General features: G+C 58.0%; 12 protein-coding genes, 2 tRNA genes and 1 rRNA gene. 13 read left to right on the top strand and 2 right to left on the bottom strand.

Annotated elements, in window-relative coordinates:
• Position 1 precedes the first annotated feature (1 nt).
• From leuS to Q9S52_RS07085, 4 genes are read left to right on the top strand one after another with little or no spacing between them, the layout of a single operon-like run.
• Positions 2-2,758, top strand: coding sequence for a leucine--tRNA ligase (leuS, locus tag Q9S52_RS07100; protein WP_304708622.1), 2,757 nt, complete (start codon positions 2-4; stop codon positions 2,756-2,758).
• 28 nt (positions 2,759-2,786) lie between these two features.
• A complete protein-coding gene (locus tag Q9S52_RS07095; protein ID WP_294591622.1) occupies positions 2,787-3,686 on the top strand; it encodes a YitT family protein in 900 nt (299 codons plus the stop codon).
• A gap of 16 nt (positions 3,687-3,702) precedes the next feature.
• A complete protein-coding gene (locus Q9S52_RS07090; protein ID WP_294591620.1) occupies positions 3,703-5,037 on the top strand; it encodes a M23 family metallopeptidase in 1,335 nt (444 codons plus the stop codon).
• Positions 5,021-5,515, top strand: a complete 495-nt coding sequence (locus tag Q9S52_RS07085) for a pyridoxamine 5'-phosphate oxidase family protein (RefSeq protein WP_304708621.1) — start codon at positions 5,021-5,023, stop codon at positions 5,513-5,515. Before Q9S52_RS07090 ends, Q9S52_RS07085 begins: the two co-directional genes overlap by 17 nt.
• A 977-nt stretch (positions 5,516-6,492) precedes the next feature.
• On the opposite strand, the gene Q9S52_RS07080 is transcribed toward Q9S52_RS07085, so the two are convergent.
• On the bottom strand, positions 6,493-6,645 hold the full coding sequence (locus Q9S52_RS07080; RefSeq protein WP_294594764.1) for a hypothetical protein: 153 nt from the start codon (positions 6,643-6,645) through the stop codon (positions 6,493-6,495).
• 102 nt (positions 6,646-6,747) lie between these two features.
• Between Q9S52_RS07080 and Q9S52_RS07075 the strand changes: the two genes are divergently transcribed.
• The 5 genes from Q9S52_RS07075 to Q9S52_RS07055 all read left to right on the top strand — a co-directional run bounded on the left by Q9S52_RS07075 (position 6,748) and on the right by Q9S52_RS07055 (position 14,474).
• Entirely contained in the window at positions 6,748-8,067 is a 1,320-nt protein-coding gene (locus Q9S52_RS07075; protein ID WP_304708620.1) for an MATE family efflux transporter, read from the top strand.
• 125 nt (positions 8,068-8,192) lie between these two features.
• Positions 8,193-9,686 (top strand): 2-isopropylmalate synthase, encoded by a 1,494-nt coding sequence (locus Q9S52_RS07070; protein ID WP_300729214.1) that lies wholly within the window; start codon positions 8,193-8,195, stop codon positions 9,684-9,686.
• Positions 9,687-10,493: 807 nt separating this feature from the next.
• A complete protein-coding gene (leuC, locus tag Q9S52_RS07065; protein ID WP_300829376.1) occupies positions 10,494-11,888 on the top strand; it encodes a 3-isopropylmalate dehydratase large subunit in 1,395 nt (464 codons plus the stop codon).
• 427 nt (positions 11,889-12,315) lie between these two features.
• Complete coding sequence (leuD, locus tag Q9S52_RS07060) at positions 12,316-12,912, top strand: 3-isopropylmalate dehydratase small subunit (RefSeq protein ID WP_304708619.1); 597 nt, start codon at positions 12,316-12,318, stop codon at positions 12,910-12,912.
• Positions 12,913-12,944: 32 nt separating this feature from the next.
• Positions 12,945-14,474, top strand: a complete 1,530-nt coding sequence (locus Q9S52_RS07055) for an alpha-isopropylmalate synthase regulatory domain-containing protein (RefSeq protein WP_300728963.1) — start codon at positions 12,945-12,947, stop codon at positions 14,472-14,474.
• An 801-nt stretch (positions 14,475-15,275) separates the two neighbouring features.
• Here Q9S52_RS07055 and Q9S52_RS07050 read toward each other — a convergent pair.
• Complete coding sequence (locus Q9S52_RS07050; RefSeq protein WP_294594237.1) at positions 15,276-15,428, bottom strand: hypothetical protein; 153 nt, start codon at positions 15,426-15,428, stop codon at positions 15,276-15,278.
• 77 nt (positions 15,429-15,505) lie between these two features.
• Here Q9S52_RS07050 and leuB point away from each other — a divergent pair, with 77 nt between their 5' ends.
• The 4 genes from leuB to Q9S52_RS07030 all read left to right on the top strand — a co-directional run bounded on the left by leuB (position 15,506) and on the right by Q9S52_RS07030 (position 18,832).
• Positions 15,506-16,576, top strand: coding sequence for a 3-isopropylmalate dehydrogenase (gene leuB, locus Q9S52_RS07045; RefSeq protein ID WP_304708618.1), 1,071 nt, complete (start codon positions 15,506-15,508; stop codon positions 16,574-16,576).
• A 408-nt stretch (positions 16,577-16,984) separates the two neighbouring features.
• Positions 16,985-18,513, top strand: a 16S ribosomal RNA gene (locus Q9S52_RS07040).
• Between the two features lie 129 nt (positions 18,514-18,642).
• Positions 18,643-18,716 (top strand) — tRNA-Ile (locus Q9S52_RS07035).
• Positions 18,717-18,755: 39 nt separating this feature from the next.
• A tRNA-Ala gene (locus Q9S52_RS07030) sits at positions 18,756-18,832 on the top strand.
• Positions 18,833-18,982: the final 150 nt, after the last annotated feature.

Genomic DNA, 18,982 nt, shown 5'->3' with positions numbered 1-18,982 from the left:
CATGGAATACGATTTCAGAGAAATCGAACGCAAATGGCAACGGCGATGGGCCGAAGCGGGGACATACCGGGTCGCCGTCGACTCTTCGCGACCGAAATACTACGTCCTCGACATGTTCCCCTATCCGTCGGGAGCGGGGCTGCATGTGGGGCATCCGCTGGGATACATTGCATCGGACATCTACAGCCGGTACAAGCGGCAGAAAGGGTTCAACGTGCTGCACCCGATGGGCTACGACGCTTTTGGATTACCGGCCGAGCAGTATGCCATCCAGACCGGCCAGCACCCGGCGGTGACCACCGAACAGAATATTGCCCGATATCGCGAACAGCTGGACAAGATCGGTTTCGGTTTCGACTGGGAGCGCGAAGTGCGGACTTGTGATCCCGGGTACTACAAATGGACGCAGTGGGCTTTCGAGAAGATGTACGACTCCTATTACTGCAACGACACGCAGCAGGCGCGGCCCATTGCGGAGCTGGAAGAGGCGTTCGGCAAGTATGGAAACGAGGGGCTGAATGCCGCGTGCGGCCGGGAGTTGCGGTTTACGGCCGAAGAGTGGAACGCCTATTCGCCGAAGGAGAAATCGGATGTGCTGATGAACTACCGGCTGGCCTTCCAGGCCGATACCGTGGTGAACTGGTGCGAGGGGCTGGGAACCGTATTGGCCAATGACGAAGTGAAGGACGGGCTCTCGGTGCGGGGGGGATTTCCGGTGGAGCAGAAGCGGATGCGGCAGTGGCTCCTGCGGGTGACCGCCTATGCCGAACGGCTGCTGGCCGGGCTCGACGGGCTGGAGTGGAGCGAATCGCTCAAAGAGATTCAGCGCAACTGGATCGGTCGGTCGACCGGCGCGACCATGTACTTTCCGATCAAAGGCTTTGCGACCACGGGTCCCGAGGTTAAATTATTGGAGATTTTCACCACCCGGGCCGATACGGTTTTCGGCGTGACCTTTATGGTTTTGGCACCGGAGCACGCATATATCCGGGAGATTACTACGCCGGAGCAGCGGGAGGCGGTGGAGGCGTATATCGCGGAGACCAAGAAGCGGAGCGAGCGCGAACGGATGGCCGACACCCGTCGGGTGAGCGGGGTGTTTACCGGGGCGTATGCGGTGAATCCGTTCAACGGCGTCGAGATTCCGATCTGGGTGAGCGACTATGTGCTGGCCGGATATGGGACGGGTGCCATTATGGCCGTTCCGGCGCATGACTCTCGGGACTGGGCCTTTGCCAAACATTTTGATCTGCCGATCATTCCGATCATCGAGTGCGATGTGACCGAAGGCTCTTATGACGCCAAGGAGGGACAGCTCATCAACTCGGATTTTCTCACCGGACTCGATGTCAAGGAGGCCATTCCGGCCATGTTCGCCGAAATCGAGCGGAGAGGTGTGGGCTGTAAAAAGGTGAATTACCGGTTGAGGGACGCCATTTTCAGCCGGCAGCGGTATTGGGGCGAGCCGTTCCCCGTTTCGTATGACTCGGATGGCATTCCCCGGCTCGTGCCGGAGGCGGAGTTGCCGCTCGTGCTGCCCGAGACCGATAACTTTACCCCGACCGCGGACGGGAGGCCGCCGCTGGCCCGCATCGACGGGTGGCGTTACGAGACCAGCACCATGCCGGGGTTTGCGGGATCGAGCGCTTACTACCTGCGCTATATGGATCCGAAGAACGACACCGCGCTGGTTTCGAAAGAGGCCAATGACTACTGGCGGAGCGTGGATTTATATGTCGGGGGGATCGAGCACGCTACCGGACACTTGATCTACTCGCGCTTCTGGAACAAATTCCTGTATGACCTGGGGTATGTATGCGAGGACGAACCCTTCAAAAAGCTCGTCAATCAGGGGATGATCCAGGGGCGGTCGAACTTCGTCTACCGCATCAAGGGAACCAACCGCTTCGTCAGCTTGGGGCTCAAGGAGCAGTACGATACGCAGGAGATCCATGTGGACGTCAACATCGTGAAAAATGACGTGCTCGACATCGACGCCTTCCGGGCCTGGCGGCCGGAATTTGCGGATGCCGAGTTCGTCTTCGAACCGGACGGACGGTACGTGTGCGGATGGGCCGTCGAGAAGATGAGCAAATCGATGTACAACGTGGTTAATCCGGACTTTATCGTCGATACGTATGGAGCCGACACCCTGCGGATGTACGAAATGTTCCTCGGGCCGCTGGAGCAGTCGAAACCTTGGGATACCAACGGGATCGACGGCGTGCACAAATTCCTGAAACGGCTGTGGCGGCTCGTCGAGGGAGTCGCCGATGCCCCGGCGACCGATGCCGAACGCAAAACCCTGCATAAAGCCATCAAAAAGGTCGGAGAAGACATCGAAAACTTCTCGTTCAACACCGCCGTGAGCGCCTTTATGATCTGCCTCAACGAGCTGTGCGACCGGAAGACCTCCTCGCGGGAGATACTCGAACCGCTCGTGGCGCTCGTGGCTCCGTTTGCACCGCATATTGCCGAAGAGCTGTGGCATGGGCCGCTCGGACATGCCGCCGACGAGTCGGTTTGCGATGCCCCTTATCCGGAGTGCGACGAAAAATACCTCGTCGAATCGACTTTCGAATATCCCGTGTCGTTCAACGGCAAGACCCGGTTCAAACGCACCTTCGACCGCTCTTCGACGCCGGACGAGATCACGGCCGCCATTCAGGCAGACGAACAGACCGCCAAATACACCGACGGGCGGCCCATTCGGAAAGTGATCGTCGTGCCCGGCAAGATCATAAACGTCGTATGTTGATCCATCCATCAAGAAGCAGATTGAACCCATGAAACTCTCTCTGTCGAAACCCCGAATCACCGCGGCCGACGTGAAACGCGAAGTACGGGCCTATTTGATTATGATCTTCGGGCTGCTGCTCTATTCGTTCGCCTGGACAGCCTTGCTCGTGCCCGCCGAAGTGGCCGGCGGAGGCGTCGGTGGGGTCGGCGCGCTGGTTTTCTACGCCACCGGCATTCCGCTCGGGGTGACCTATATGGTCGTGAACGTATTCCTGCTCGCCTTCGGCTTCTGGATCCTCGGGCCGCGGTTCGGCGCCAAAACCATCTTCGGCGTGCTCTTCAACTCCGCCGCCCTCACCTTGTTACAGGAGGTGCTGCCGCCCGACCTCATGGGGCTGGCCAACGATAAACTCCTCTCCGCGATTCTCGGGGGGGGGATTGCCGGAGCCGGCGTCGGCCTTTGTTTCTCGGTCGGCGGGTCGACCGGCGGGACCGATATTCTGGCCATGATCATCAACAAATACCGGAACGTCAGCCTCGGGAAACTCATCATGCTCATGGACGTGGTCATTGTCGGCAGCGCGTATATCGTGCTGCGGGATTTGCCGGCCGTCGTTTACGGGTATGTCACCATGTTCACCATGGGGACGGCCGTCGATTGGGTGCTGTCGGGGAGCAAATCTTCGTCACAGATCATGGTCTTCTCGCAGAAATACGCCGAAATCGCCGAACGCATTATGCGCGATGTCAACCGCGGCGTGACGATTCTCGATGCCACCGGAGCCTACTCCAAATCCCCCCAGAAAGTCGTGATGGTGATTTGCCGCCGCGGCGAAGCCAGCGACATCTACCGCATCATCAAAGAGACCGATCCGAAAGCCTTCATTACTCAGGCCAGCGTCATGGGCGTATTCGGCGAAGGATTCGACGCTCTGAAAACCAAATAGAACCTCCACAAGCGCGATGGCCCAGACCCAAACACCCTCCTTTCGTCTGATCTTCCGTAAGATCTTCCGTCGACATCCTCTGGTCGTCGTCTTTCTTTTTCTGCTCTGCGTCATCTTCGTGCTCGGCATTTTGCTCGCCATCCGGCGCTGTTCCGGGCCCTCGAACGGCTACGGCGGCGAGACGGACGGCACACTCGTTGCCAGTGCGCGTTTCGACTCCATTGTCATGCGCTCCCAGAGCAAAGTCTACGGCCTGCCCATCGAAGCCTTCGAAGTCCAGACCGGCGAGATCGAAAGCGGAGAGACCTTCTCGCGGCTGCTCAATCAGCGTTACAACGTCAATATCGCGGTCGTCAATCGCCTCCTCGCCCTTTCCAAAGGGCGTTTCGAGCCCCGCGATATCCGGGCCGGACGCACCTATACCGCTTTTCTGACGCCGGATAGCGCCCAGACCTTGTGCTACCTGGTGTACGAGCGGAACCAGACCGACTACGTTACTTTCTCCTTGTGCGACAGCATCTACGTGCGGGTGGACAAGAAAGAGGTCGTCACCGAAGAGCGTTATGCCGAAGGGACGATCAGCAGTTCGCTGTACGCCACCATTTACGAGAACAACCTGCCGGTAGTGCTCGGCGAACGGATGGCGAAAATCTACCAGTCAGTGATCGACTTCTTCGCCTTGCAGAAAGGAGACAAGTTCCGCGTCTTGTACGAAGAGCAGTTTATCGACACCGCCAGCGTCGGCGTGGGGACGATCTACGGCGTGGAGTTCGTTCATGCCGGGAAGAGCTATTGGGCCTGCCGGTTCAATCAGGACGACGAGTGGGGCTATTGGGACGACAAGGGCGTCAACCTGAAGCAGGCCATGCTGAAGGCCCCGCTGAGCTTCAGCGCGCGGATCACCTCCCGTTTCGGCTCCCGGATTCATCCGATCAAGCGGATTCGGCGACAGCATAACGGCGTGGACTATGCTTGTCCGGTGGGGACTCCGGTGCATGCCGTGGCGAGCGGCGTGGTGACCCGACGAGGCTGGGATCCGTTCGGCGGCGGTTGGCGCATATGGATCAAACACGCGGGGGGATACGAGTCGGCCTATCTGCACTTGAGCCGTTTCGCCGTGCAGCAGGGGCAGCGGGTTTCGCAGGGACAGGTGATCGGTTATTCGGGAAACTCCGGCGGTTCGACCGGCCCGCACCTCGACTACCGGTTGAAAAAGAACGGCAAGTATATCAATCCGCTGACCAACACCTCGCAACCCAGCACGCCGATTCGGTCGGGCAACAAGGCCGCTTTCGAGCAGGCGAAGCGAGATGTGCGGAAAGTGATGGACGCTTATGCAGCAAAAAAATAAAGAGTCGGCTTTGTCGGTCGTCGACGCCCGGATCGTCCGTTTCGTGGGACGCCATCGGGTGATGACGCTGGCCACTGCCGACGCTTCGGCAGGGGGCGAATTGTGGTGTTGCAATCTCTTTTATGCTTATCTGGCCCCCGGCACGCTCGGTTTTGCGGGCGGGGCTTTCGTCTTTACCTCTCCGGCCGAGACGCGGCATGCCGCTCAGTTTACGGCTCACGGCCGGGTGGCAGCTTCTGTCGTCCTGGAATCGAAAGTCGTAGGGCGGTTGCAGGGGCTTCAGCTTCAGGGTACGGTGCATCGGGCGGACAGCTCTGCCGAATGGTTGTCGGCGGCGCGCAGCGGCTATCTGAAACGGTTTCCGTTTGCGGCGCCGATGTTGAGCGAATTGTGGCTGTTGGAAGTTTCGAATATGAAGTATACCGACAACACTTTGGGTTTCGGAACCAAGTTGTTTTGGCCGGAGCGGGAGCGGTGACTCGGTTGCTGTTCCGAAAGCTAGGGTAGTGTCTGCCTTGGGGTAGAGGCAGCCAGTTGAAATGCGTAAGCATTTCCCGTCCACGGGACGTGGGGCCCGCTTGGCCGACGCGTTCGCGTCATGGCGCGCGGCCGTTATTACTTTCCAGTTGCTCGTGCGCCGCCGCCTAAAGAGGGAAATCGTCCAAATGTGCTGGCACGTTTTGACAAGATTTCTCCAGGCGCGCGAACAATGGGTTAACGTCAGCGCGCGGACAAAGAACGGAGGTAGAGGCGGCCAGTGGAAATGCGTGAGCATTTTCCGTCCACGGGACGTGGGGCCCGCGCGCAGTCCCCTCCTGTTGCCAAAGCCGCGCGCCCCGCCTAAAGAAGCGATTCAACTATTTCGGCGGTAGCCGAATATAGATGAATCGCGTAAGGCGCGCGAAAAAATCTGTCCATTCACGAAAACTCCGTCGCCCGCCCGCCTAAAGAGGGATTTCACTCGTTTTGCGACAGCAAAATCGAGATGAAATCCCAGCGGGCGACGGTAAACGTGGCGGAGTGATAGCGGAGCCACAGTGGGCTGACACGGGGCGGAGAACTGGGCCGTGCTTTGGGCCGTGGATTGGGCTATGCTTTTGCGACCCAACGGGTCGCGCGGGCCGAAGCCTCCCGCCGCGGAGGGACGCACAGCGTCTTTTGCTGCCAGTCTCTACCCCAAACCCCGCAGGCTTCGACCGCTTAAGCCGAATGCGAGTAGCGCGGTTCTCCGAACCGCCGGCCTTGTCGCCCAGGCGCAAAGCGCCTCGGGGGGTGGGCGACAGGCCGAAGTTCAGAAAATTGTGCGGTGCTTCTGCGACCCAACGGGTCGCGCGGGCCGGAGCCAGCGTAGGGCCGCAACTCGCGATGCTCGTTTTGGCCCACGCTGGCTCCGGCCGCCAAAGTCGAACCAGTTAGGGTAGCTCCAGCCCCTTGCCCACCGCGGGCTCGCGGCGTTTATTCCGAGAGGCAACGCAACTGAAAACCGTGTGCTCGGTAGTCCGAATAGCTGGCGTTGAAGCCTTGCGAATGGAAATGTGAGTCCAGTCCACCGATGTCTCTCGTTGTTGAAGACCAGCAGAATCCGCTATTGCCAACGTTCCTGACCACGCCCTCATAGTCCGTGCGACCGAAATCGCGGTAGCCCGGGGCGGCGGAAAAGACCCCGATAGGTGCTTCAGCCTTCCGGAACGAATGATAGGATAAACCCTCGTGAATCGGAAAATCTTAGCCTTAGCCATCCCGAACATCGTCTCCAACGTGACCGTTCCCCTCTTGGGGATGGTCGATCTGGGCATCGTGGGGCGTTTGGGCGACGACGCCCTGATCGGCGGAATCGCCGTCGGCGGCACCCTCTTCAACTTCCTTTATTGGAACTTTAGCTTCCTGCGGATGGGCACCAGCGGCCTGACCGCCCAAGCCTATGGCGCCCGCGACTTTCGCGAAGCCGGTCGAGTGCTCGTGCGCGCCTTGTGCGTAGCCGGCACCGTCGCCTTGCTGCTCTGGGCCCTGCAACAGCCCATCCTGCGCGGCGCGATGTACGTCATGGAAGGCAGCGAAGCCGTGGAACAAGCCGCCCGCCGCTACTTCCTCGTTCGGATCTGGGCCGCCCCCGCTACCTTGGCCTTGTATGCCCTGACCGGCTGGTTCATCGGCATGCAGAACGCCCGCGCCCCCATGTGGATCGCCATCGGCATCAACCTCGTGAACATCGGCGCCAGTCTGGCCGCCGTCCGACTCGGCGGCATGGGTATCGAAGGCGTTGCGCTCGGCACCGTCGTCGCCCAGTGGAGCGGCGTGCTTGCCGCCCTCTTCGTTATCCGGCGCTACTACGGCCGCTTTTTCGACCGCAACCTCGTTCGACAGAGCGGCATGCTGAAATGGAACGTCATGCGGCGATTCTTCCGCGTGAACCGCGACATCTTTCTGCGCACCGTTTGCCTCGTCGCCGTCTTCACCTACTTTACCGTCGCCTCCACCCGAATGGGAGATACCCTGCTGGCCGTCAATACCCTGCTTTTGCAACTCTTCACCCTGTTTTCTTACCTGATGGACGGTTTCGCCTACGCCGGCGAAGCCCTTGCCGGACGCTACTACGGAGCCCGCAATCTCATCCAGCTGCGTCGAGCCATACGCGGTTTATTGGGCTGGGGGACAGGCGTGATGCTGCTCTTTACACTGCTTTATGCGACCATCGGACAGTCGATACTGGCCCTTTTTACCGACAGCCCGGCTATCCTTGCAGCCGCCCGGGCGTATGCCGTATGGGCCGTGTGCGTGCCCGTGTGCGGATTCCTGGCCTTTATTCTGGACGGCGTGCTGGTCGGGATGACCGCGACCTGGGTGATGCGCAACGCCATGTTTGTAGCCACCGGCGTCTTTTTCGGCCTCTATTTCCTGCTGGAATCCCGGATGGGGAATGCCGGGTTGTGGATCGCTTTTCTGAGTTATCTTTTTCTGCGCGGCGCGCTTCAAGGGGTTTTCTTTAGTCGCCGAATTTTCAGTTGGTTTCCGGCTGGAAATAAACCGTAAGATTTTATTTTTCAGTTTTTTAAGACTAACTTTCCGTGGTTTGTCTTCGTAAAAAGCTATTTTGCTGCTGCTGCCCACGGGTCGTTGTGGAGTACTTTTACGTGCACCAAAAATGAAAAATTCGTATGGCAGATAAATTATATGTCTTCGACACCACGTTGCGCGACGGCGAGCAAGTGCCTGGATGTCAGCTCAATACGGTCGAAAAGATCGAAGTGGCGCGTCAGCTCGAACTGCTCGGAGTCGATGTGCTGGAGGCCGGTTTTCCGGTGTCGAGCCCGGGCGACTTCAACTCCGTGCGCGAGATTTCACGGGCGGTGACCCAGCCTACGATCTGTGCCCTGACGCGGGCTGTCGAAAAGGATATCGAAGTGGCGGCCGATGCTTTGAAATATGCGCGTCGCGGTCGGATTCACACCGGGATCGGAACCTCCGACGAACATATCCGGTATAAATTCAACTCCACCCGCGAGGAGGTGCTGGAGCGGGCTGTGGCGGCCGTGAAATATGCCAAACGGTTCGTCGAAGATGTCGAGTTTTATGCCGAAGATGCGGGGCGGTCGGATAACGAGTATCTGGCCCGCGTGGTCGAGGCGGTCATTAAGGCGGGGGCGACCGTGGTCAATATTCCCGATACGACAGGCTATTGCCTGCCGGCGGAGTATGCCGCCAAGATCGCTTACCTGATGGAACATGTGGACGGCGTGCACCGCGCGATTCTTTCGACCCACTGCCACAACGATTTGGGGATGGCGACGGCCAATTCGCTGGCCGGGATTGCGGCGGGGGCGCGGCAGGTGGAGTGCACCATCAACGGCATCGGCGAACGGGCCGGGAACACAGCGTTGGAAGAGGTCGTGATGGCCCTTCGGTGCCATCGGGAGCTGGGGATCGACACCGATATCGACACGAAACGGATTACGGCGACCAGCCGGATGATTTCCAGCCTGATGAACATGCCCGTGCAGGCCAACAAGGCGGTGGTCGGGCGGAACGCCTTCGCCCACTCGTCGGGGATTCACCAGGACGGGGTGCTCAAAAACCGCGAGAGCTACGAAATTATGAATCCCGAGGATGTGGGGCTGTCGGACAACGCCATCGTGCTGACGGCGCGCAGCGGGCGGGCCGCCCTGAAGCACCGGCTGGAACAGATGGGGTACCTGCTGGAGGGGGACGAATTGGCGCGGGCGTATGAAGAGTTCCTCGTGCTGGCGGACAACAACAAGAATATCCAGGATGAAGACCTGCTGCCGCTGGTGGGCGGGACGGAGAAACGCGACCGACATATCGAACTGACCTACTTGCAGGTACTCTCGGGGACTTTGGTTCCGACCGCTACCGTGCGGGTGCGGGTCGGCGGGAGCGAGGTGACCGCCACGGCGACGGGGAACGGGCCGATCGATGCCTCGATCAACGCCATCCGGACGATCATCAAGGACAAGATTACCTTGCAGGAGTTCCTGATTCAGGCCATGACCAAGGGTTCCAACGATTTGGGGCGGGTGCACATGCAGTTGGTTTACGGTGATGTGGCGGTGCACGGGTTCGCTATTCATGCCGACATCACGCGCGCCGCGGTCGAGGCCTATATCGACGGGGTGAACAAAGCGCTCGCGTAGGGCTTTCGGGGCGGGTTTATTTGGGTAGATCCGGCCAGAGCATCCCGTAGGGATGCGCTCTAAAGTTTTTTCGGTTCCTTTTTGTTCACAACCGACGCTGCCTTCGGCTTCCTCGTGCTACCTCGGCATAGTCCGTAAACGGTCTCTGCTCTCGGAACGCTACTCGGTTCCTCCTTGCACCTCGGCCATTCAAACAAGTTTGATGGCACTCGGTTGCTGCGTCGGTTTTCTGGTTCTCTTTGTTCACAACCGACGCTGCCAGCGAGAGCAATGCAAACATAGTTTGCCAATTGCCGAGCGGCGAGGAGGAAGGCGAAGCCAACGAGAACAGTTCTGTCCGGCACAGAGCTTGACCGCGCGCCCCGCCTAAAGGAGCGATTCAACTATTTCGGCGGTAGCCGAAATAGAATGAATCGCGCAGGCGCGCGAACAAAGAATGGGGCGAGGAATTGGGCCGAGGCTGCCAGTTGAAATGCGCCAGCATTTCCCGTCCACGGGACGTGGGGCCCGGCCGGCCCGAGGCCAGTTTTAGGCGAGTCAAAGCTCGACCGCGCGCCGTCGCCTTAAAAGGGAAATCGTCAAAATGTGCTGGCACGTTTTGACAAGATTTCCCAAGGCGCGCGAACAGAATTGGGCCGACACAGTTTATTGCCCACCGCGGGCCCTCGGGCCTGCGCGGCCCGAGCATGTAGCCCCAGGCGCGCGAACAAAGCATCAAAATACCTTTGTGTGTTCGTCTCGCGCAAAAGAGATGACCATCTCAAAGTCGAAGAAAACGTTCAAAAGACAATAAATCAAGTATATAGAATGGGACAAACATTGTTCGATAAAGTTTGGGACGCCCACGTCGTGCGGCAGCTCGACGGAGGGCGGTCGGTGCTCTATATCGACCGGCACTATATCCACGAAGTGACCTCGCCGGTTGCATTCGGCGGATTGCGAGCGCGGGGAATCGGGATTTTCCGCCCGGATCAGACCACCGCGACCGCAGACCATAATACGCCCACGCTCAATCAGGACAAACCGCTCGAACCGGGCGAGTCGAAAACCCAGCTCGACCAACTGGACAAGAACTGCAAAGAGTTCGGGATCGCTAATTACTACGGACTGAATCACCCGAAGAACGGGATCGTGCATATTATCGGGCCGGAATACGGTTTTACCCAGCCCGGGATGACCATCGTGTGCGGCGACAGCCACACCTCGACCCACGGGGCGTTCGGCGCCGTGGCCTTCGGGATCGGGACATCGGAAGTCGAGATGGTCTTCGCCTCGCAGTGTATCATGCAGCCGAAGCCCAAAAAGATGCGGATCACCGTCGATGGCGCTTTGGGCGAGGGGGTGACCGCCAAGGATGTGGCGCTCTATATCATTTCACAGATCACCGCGGCGGGCGGAACAGGCCACTTCATCGAATTTGCCGGCTCGGCCATTCGGGGCTTGTCGATGGAGGGACGGATGACCCTTTGTAATATGAGCATCGAGTGCGGGGCCAGAGGGGGGATTGTGGCGCCGGACGAAACGACATTCGCATACGTCAAGGGGCGCGAGCATGCCCCGTCGGTCGAAAACGGCGACTGGGATCGCGCGGTGGCGTATTGGAAGACTTTGTACAGCGATCCGGACGCGGTGTTCGACAAGGAGTACCGGTTCGATGCGGCGGACATCCAGCCGATGATTACCTACGGGACGAATCCGGGGATGGGGCTGCCGATTACGGGCGTCATTCCTGCGCCGGCGTCGGAATCGGACGTCAAGGCGTTGGAATACATGGATTTCAAGGCTGGCGAGGCGATGCTTGGCAAACCGGTCGATTACGTCTTTTTGGGGAGTTGTACGAACGGGCGGATCGAGGACTTCCGGCTCTTCGCCCATGCGGTCAAAGGACATAAAAAGGCCGATCATGTGGTGGCGTGGCTGGTGCCGGGCTCGCACATCGTGGAACGGCTGGTGCGCGAGGAGGGCTTACTGGATATCCTCCACGAAGCGGGCTTCGAGCTTCGGCAGCCGGGCTGTTCCGCTTGTCTGGCGATGAATGCCGACAAGGTGCCGGCGGGGAAATATGCGGTCTCCACTTCGAATCGCAATTTCGAGGGCCGACAGGGGCCGGGGGCGCGGACGCTTTTGGCGAGTCCTTTAGTCGCTGCGGCTGCGGCGATCACGGGACGCATTACCGACCCACGTGAACTTTTTGTAAAATAATCGTTCGTTTACCGTGTCTACCCGCATGGAACTGTACCTTTTCTGAAGAAAAGGTACCCAAAAGACTTTCGTGATAGCTACGCTACTCCTTAGGCTCCGCAGTCCTCAATCTTCGTGAGTCTGTCGGGCTGGGTTTTCTCGGCGAGCGCGCTTAGGGTATCATGCCCAATTATTTAGCGCGCTACGCCGGAAAACCACAGCCCAACCAACCGAGACTTGGGCCGCCGGTAGCTTTAGGATGCGCAAGCATCCATCTAAAGTTTTTTTGGTTCTTTTTGTTCACAACCGACGCTGCCGGCGAGGGCAATGCAAACGTAGTTTGCCAATTGCCGAGCGGCGAGGAGGAAAACGAGCGGAGCGAAGTTAAAAAGAACAGTACCCTCCCTGGCAAACACAGTAATCGAACAAGTTATATTAACTCAGACAGATGGCAAGAGAAAAATTCGTGAAGATCGTATCCGGCGCCGTGCCCGTGAACATCGAGAATATAGACACCGACCAGATCATCCCCGCCCGGTTTTTGAAAGCCACCGAGCGTAAGGGGTTCGGCGACAATCTGTTCCGCGACTGGCGGTATACCAAGGATAACCGGCTGATTCCCAAATTTCCGGTGAATGACAAGGCCAAATATGAAGGGACGATTCTCGTCGCCGGTTATAACTTCGGGTGCGGATCATCGCGCGAACATGCCGCATGGGCAATTTACGATTATGGGTTTCGGGTTGTTGTGAGCAGCTTTTTCGCCGACATTTTCCGGAATAATGCTCTGAACAACGGTTTGTTACCCATTCAGGTGAGTCCCGAGTTTTTGGCCGGGATTTTCGCCACCGTCGAGAAAGACAACCGGGCGCAATTCACCGTCGATCTCGAGAACCAGACCATCATGAATAATACAACGGGCGCCAGCGAGTCGTTCGCCATCGACGGGTATAAGAAAGAGTGCCTGTTGAACGGGTACGACGACGTAGACTACCTCGTGACCCTTCGGCCCGAAGTGGCGCGCTACGAACAGACCCGCGCATAGTCCGATTTTCAAACCCATTGAACCCGAAACCCATGCCCAGAGTCGAGATCATGGACACCACCCTGCGCGACGGCGAGCAGACCTCCGGCGTCTCCTTCGCGCCGCAGGAGAAACTCAGCTTGGCGCGGTTACTGCTGACCGACATCAAGGTGGACCGCATCGAAATCGCCTCCGCCCGGGTGAGCGAAGGCGAGCGGCAGGCCGTGAGCCGGATTATGGAGTGGGCGACGAAGAATGGGTACCTCGATCGGATCGAAGTGCTCGGCTTTGTGGACGGAGGCGTATCGCTCGACTGGATTGCCGCCTGCGGCGGCCGCGTCGTCAATCTGCTGACCAAAGGCTCTGAGAAACATTGCAAGTACCAGTTGCGGAAAACTCTCGACCAGCATGTCGAAGACATTCGTCGTGACGTGACGGCGGCCACGGAGCGGGGGATCGCCGTCAATCTCTACCTCGAAGACTGGTCGAACGGGATGCGACACTCGCGCGAGTACGTATATCGTATGGTGGACGCCTTGCGGGATCTGCCCATTCGGCGGTTCATGCTGCCCGACACCTTGGGTGTTTTCGAACCGTGGGAATGCGACGAAGCCTGTCGGGCTATGGTCGAGCGGTATCCGGATTTGCGGTTCGATTTCCATGCCCATAACGATTACGATCTTGCGGTGGCCAATACCGTGGCGGCAGTGAAAGCGGGGATACAGGGCGTGCACGTGACCGTCAACGGGCTGGGCGAACGGGCCGGAAACGCGCCGCTCTCTTCCGTTATCGCTGCCTTGCATGACCATTTGAACGCCGAAATGGGGATCGATGAAGCGCGGACGAACCATGTCTCCACGGTGGTCGAAAGTTATTCGGGCATTCGGATTCCGGCCAATAAGCCGGTCATCGGCGAGAACGTCTTTACCCAGTGCGCCGGGATTCACGCCGACGGGGACAATAAGAACAACCTCTATTTCAACGACCTGCTTCCGGAGCGTTTCGGGCGGACGCGGCAGTATGCCTTGGGGAAGAGCTCCGGCAAAGCCAACATCCGCAAGAATTTGGAGCTTTTGGGGATCGAGCTCGATGAGGCATCCATGACCCGCGTGACCCAATACATCGTGGAGCTCGGCGACCGGAAAGAGATTGTGACCGCCGAGGATTTGCCGTATATCGTTTCGGACTTGCTGGGCAATTCGGGAGACGGCGAGCAGGATGCGGTGCGGATCCTGAACTATTCGCTTTCGGTGGCTCAGGGGCTGCGTCCGGTGGCCACGGTGAAGATGGAGATTCATGGCCAGAGCTACCAGCAGACCTCGGCCGGGGACGGTCAGTACGATGCGTTCGTGTCGGCCGTCCGGGCGATTTACCGCGAGCAGCTCGGTCGCGAGTTTCCGATTTTGGCCGACTATTCCGTGAGCATTCCTCCGGGAGGCCGGACAGACGCGTTCGTGCAGACCTTGATTACGTGGGAACAGAGCGGCGTACGGTTCAAGACCCGAGGGTTGGATGCCGACCAGACCATTGCCGCCATCAAGGCGACCGTGAAGATGTTGAACAAGATCGAGCAGCGAGGGTAGGAAAGCAGTGCAGGCGCGCGCATCAAAGAACTGGGCTGAACTGATTGAGCGATACGTAGTATCGATCCGTCCCGCCGGGGCGCCCATCGGGCGTTTTGTTAGGGTTGTCTTTGCCTTATTAACCGCCCGCCGCCCGCGCAGGGCAGTTTCAGACGGGTCAAAGCTCTCCCGCGCGCGACTGCTGGATAAGAAATCATTCAAACGCGTGTTTCGCGTTTGAATAAGATTTCCGCCAGCGCGCGGACAAAGAACAGGGGTAGAGGCGGCCAGTAAAACACCAGAAGGGTGCGTCCGACCGGCGGACGCGTTCGCGCCAAGGCGCGCGAACAAATCGACTCTGCCGAAAACTTCGTCGCCCGCCCGCCTAAGAGGGCATATTCTGCCGGATTGGCACTCGGCCAATCCGGCAAGAATTGCCGCGGGCGACGAAGAAATGCGGCGGAGCGGAAGCGGAGCCGCAGTGAGGCTGACACGGGGCAGTGCTTTGGGCCGTGGGTTGGGCTGTGCTTTTGCGACTCTACGAGTCGCGCAGTTCGCCGCCAGCGGCGGACTGCAACCCTCGCAAGCTCGGTTGCGCCCCCGCTGGCGGCAAACTGCCTACAAGAGACGAATGGGTAGTGCTCCTGCGACCCTTTGGGTCGCGCGGGCCGAACGCCTGCCCACGGGAGGCCCGCAATACGCCGCTCCGCGTCGAAAATTGCGATACCTCCCGGGCGTCCGACTGCAAAGTCAAATTGAAATAGGGTAGAGGCTGTCGCTTGGGGTAGTTCCAGTCAGCTTTCGAGTGCCGAGCGGCACCGTTTATTCCGAGAGGCAACGCAACTGAAAACCGTAGCCACGGTTGACCGGGTTGCTGGGATAGAGCCATGTCATACGGAAATTCAAGATGATGCCTTCAGTATTGCTGACCCCCGAAGACCAGCTGTAACCATAGCTACCGAGGCTGCCCGACATACCCGTATCCCGATGGCGGTAGCCCGGGGCGGCGGATTTACGAAAATAAACTAAAGAAACATAACAACCAGATACCCATGAACCTGAACATCGCCCTCTTGCCCGGCGACGGCATCGGACCCGAGATCGTCGGCGAAGCCGTGAAAGTCCTCGACGCCGTCGGCGCCAAGTACGGACATACCTTTACCTATCGGAAAGGCCTCGTCGGCGCCTGCGCCATCGACGCCACCGGCGATCCCTACCCCGCCGAGACCCATCGGATCTGCCAGGAAGCCGGAATCGTACTCTTCGGCGCCATCGGCGACCCCAAATACGACAACGACCCCTCCGCCAAAGTGCGGCCCGAGCAGGGATTGCTGCGGATGCGCAAATCCTTGGGCCTGTTCGCCAACGTGCGCCCGCTGGTCGTTTTCGACTCCCTCGTGGAACGCTCGCCCCTGAAAGCAGAGCGGGTCAAAGGCGCAGATTTTGTGTGCATTCGTGAACTGACCGGCGGGATGTACTTCGGCCGTCCCCAAGGGCGGAGCGAAGACGGGAATGTAGCCTATGACACCTGCGTTTACTCCCGCGAAGAGATCGAACGCATCCTGAAAGTCGCCTTCGAACAAGCCCGGAAACGGCGCAAACTACTCACCGTCGTTGACAAAGCCAACGTCATCGCCACCTCGCGTCTGTGGCGTCAGATCGCCAAAGAGATGGCCCCGCAATATCCTGACGTGCAAGTCGATTACATGTTCGTGGACAACGCCGCCATGCAGATCATCCAGCGCCCGACCTACTTCGACGTGTTAGTCACCGAAAACCTCTTCGGCGATATCCTGACCGACGAATCCAGCGTCATCAGCGGCTCCCTGGGGCTCCTCCCCTCCGCATCGTTGGGGGCCGAAGTCGCTCTGTTCGAGCCCATTCACGGCTCCTATCCGCAGGCAGCCGGCAAGAACATCGCCAATCCGATGGCCACCATATTGAGCGCCGCCATGCTGCTCGAGCACGTCGGACTCGCGCAAGAAGGAACCGCCGTTCGCGCCGCCGTCGAACAAGCCATTGCCGACGGAGTCGTGACCGAAGACCTGATCGATCCCTCCACAACAGGGCAAAAAGCCTATTCGACCACCGAAGTGGGCGATTTCGTCGCCGCCCATGTGTAAGCGACACTTGTAACGGCGAAATTTTTAGGTCGAAGATCGGCTGATTTACAGTCAGATAGGGGCGGATAGCAAAGAAAATCCAAAAATAATTTTGGAAATATTTGGAGAATAGGAAAAGAAGTCCTTATCTTTGCACCCGCAAAAGTTCATTGAAGTATTGCAGTTGTAGTACAAGTTTTAGGAGCCAGCGATGGCTCACCGCCTAGAGATAGGTGGGAAAAGAAAGCTTAGTCAATAAAAGAAACAGGTAGAAAAGAAACCGGAGCACAGGAGACGGTTCGGAGGGTGTCGTCAGATGCTTTCCGCCGCTCGGGGCAAGGTTTGGATGTCTGAGGGTGTTTTTAGGAATACCGCAGATATTTCAGATAAGTTTCCCGAGAGGTATAATCGTCAGAAAATTTCATTTTTACAATGGAGAGTTTGATCCTGGCTCAGGATAAACGCTAGCGGCAGGCCTAACACATGCAAGTCGAGGGGCAGCATATGGATTGCTTGCAATCCATGATGGCGACCGGCGCACGGGTGCGTAACGCGTATGTAACTTGCCTTATGCAGGAGGATAACCCGAAGAAATTCGGCCTAATACTCCATAAGTGTCAGAGAGGCATCTTTCGGGCATAAAAGATTTATCGGCATAAGATAGACATGCGTGACATTAGCTAGTCGGTGAGGTAACGGCTCACCGAGGCGACGATGTCTAGGGGTTCTGAGAGGAAGGTCCCCCACACTGGTACTGAGACACGGACCAGACTCCTACGGGAGGCAGCAGTGAGGAATATTGGTCAATGGGCGCAAGTCTGAACCAGCCATGCCGCGTGCAGGATGACGGCTCTATGAGTTGTAAACTGCTTTTGTACGAGAATAATAGTTCTTACGTGTAGGGATTTGAATGTATCGTACGAATAAGGATCGGCTAACTCCGTGCCAGCAGCCGCGGTAATACGGAGGATTCGAGCGTTATCCGGATTTATTGGGTTTAAAGGGTGCGTAGGCGGTCAGGTAAGTTAGAGGTCAAATGTCGGGGCTTAACCCCGTGCCTGCCTCTGATACTGTTTGACTGGAGAGCGGATGCAGCAGGCGGAATGAGTAGTGTAGCGGTGAAATGCTTAGATATTACTCAGAACACCGATTGCGCAGGCAGCTTGCTAATCCGCATCTGACGCTGATGCACGAAAGCGTGGGTAGCGAACAGGATTAGATACCCTGGTAGTCCACGCAGTAAACGATGATAACTCGTTGTCGGCGATATACAGTCGGTGACCCAGCGAAAGCGATAAGTTATCCACCTGGGGAGTACGACCGCAAGGTTGAAACTCAAAGGAATTGACGGGGGCCCGCACAAGCGGAGGAACATGTGGTTTAATTCGATGATACGCGAGGAACCTTACCCGGGCTTGAAAGTTAGCGACCGCCTTTGAAAGAGGGCTTCTCTTCGGAGCGCGAAACTAGGTGCTGCATGGTTGTCGTCAGCTCGTGCCGTGAGGTGTCGGGTTAAGTCCCATAACGAGCGCAACCCCTGTTCACAGTTACCAGCACGTGATGGTGGGGACTCTGTGAAGACTGCCGGTGTAAACCGCGAGGAAGGTGGGGATGACGTCAAATCAGCACGGCCCTTACGTCCGGGGCGACACACGTGTTACAATGGCCGGTACAGAGGGCAGCGACCTGGTGACAGGAAGCGAATCTCGTAAAGCCGGTCTCAGTTCGGATTGGAGGCTGCAACTCGCCTCCATGAAGTTGGATTCGCTAGTAATCGCGCATCAGCCATGGCGCGGTGAATACGTTCCCGGGCCTTGTACACACCGCCCGTCAAGCCATGGAAGCCGGGGGTGCCTGAAGTGCGCTGCCGCGAGGAGCGCCCTAGGGTAAAACCGGTGACTGGGGCTAAGTCGTAACAAGGTAGCCGTACCGGAAGGTGCGGCTGGAACACCTCCTTTCTGGAGTGCCTTTCAACCACCGACCGCAACCGCAGTCGGCCGAGAAAGACACGGAAAAGGTGCTTCGACCGATCGACAACTTGCTACTCTCCTGCAAATTATCGACTTTTCACCGTAATTTAATTAAACAGACCCGTAGCTCAGTTGGTTAGAGCACTACACTGATAATGTAGGGGTCAGCGGTTCAAATCCGCTCGGGTCTACACCAACGAAGCACACAAAGGCTTCATTATAACGTTCTCGGGGAATTAGCTCAGTTGGCTAGAGCACCTGCTTTGCAAGCAGGGGGTCAAGGGTTCGACTCCCTTATTCTCCACCAGAAGCGATGCGAATCGCCAAAGTTCATTGACACGGATTAAGGACGAGTAAGAGCGACATTTTTAGAATGTCGCACGCGATATTCAAGACTTCAAGGAGATTAAGAATATCGTCAAGTAAGAAAGTATGCAAGGGCGTACGGGGGATGCCT

It is taken from the genome of uncultured Rikenella sp. (genome assembly GCF_948810725.1).
Lineage (GTDB): Bacteria > Bacteroidota > Bacteroidia > Bacteroidales > Rikenellaceae > Rikenella.
This window is presented reverse-complemented; position numbering and strand designations above follow the sequence as displayed.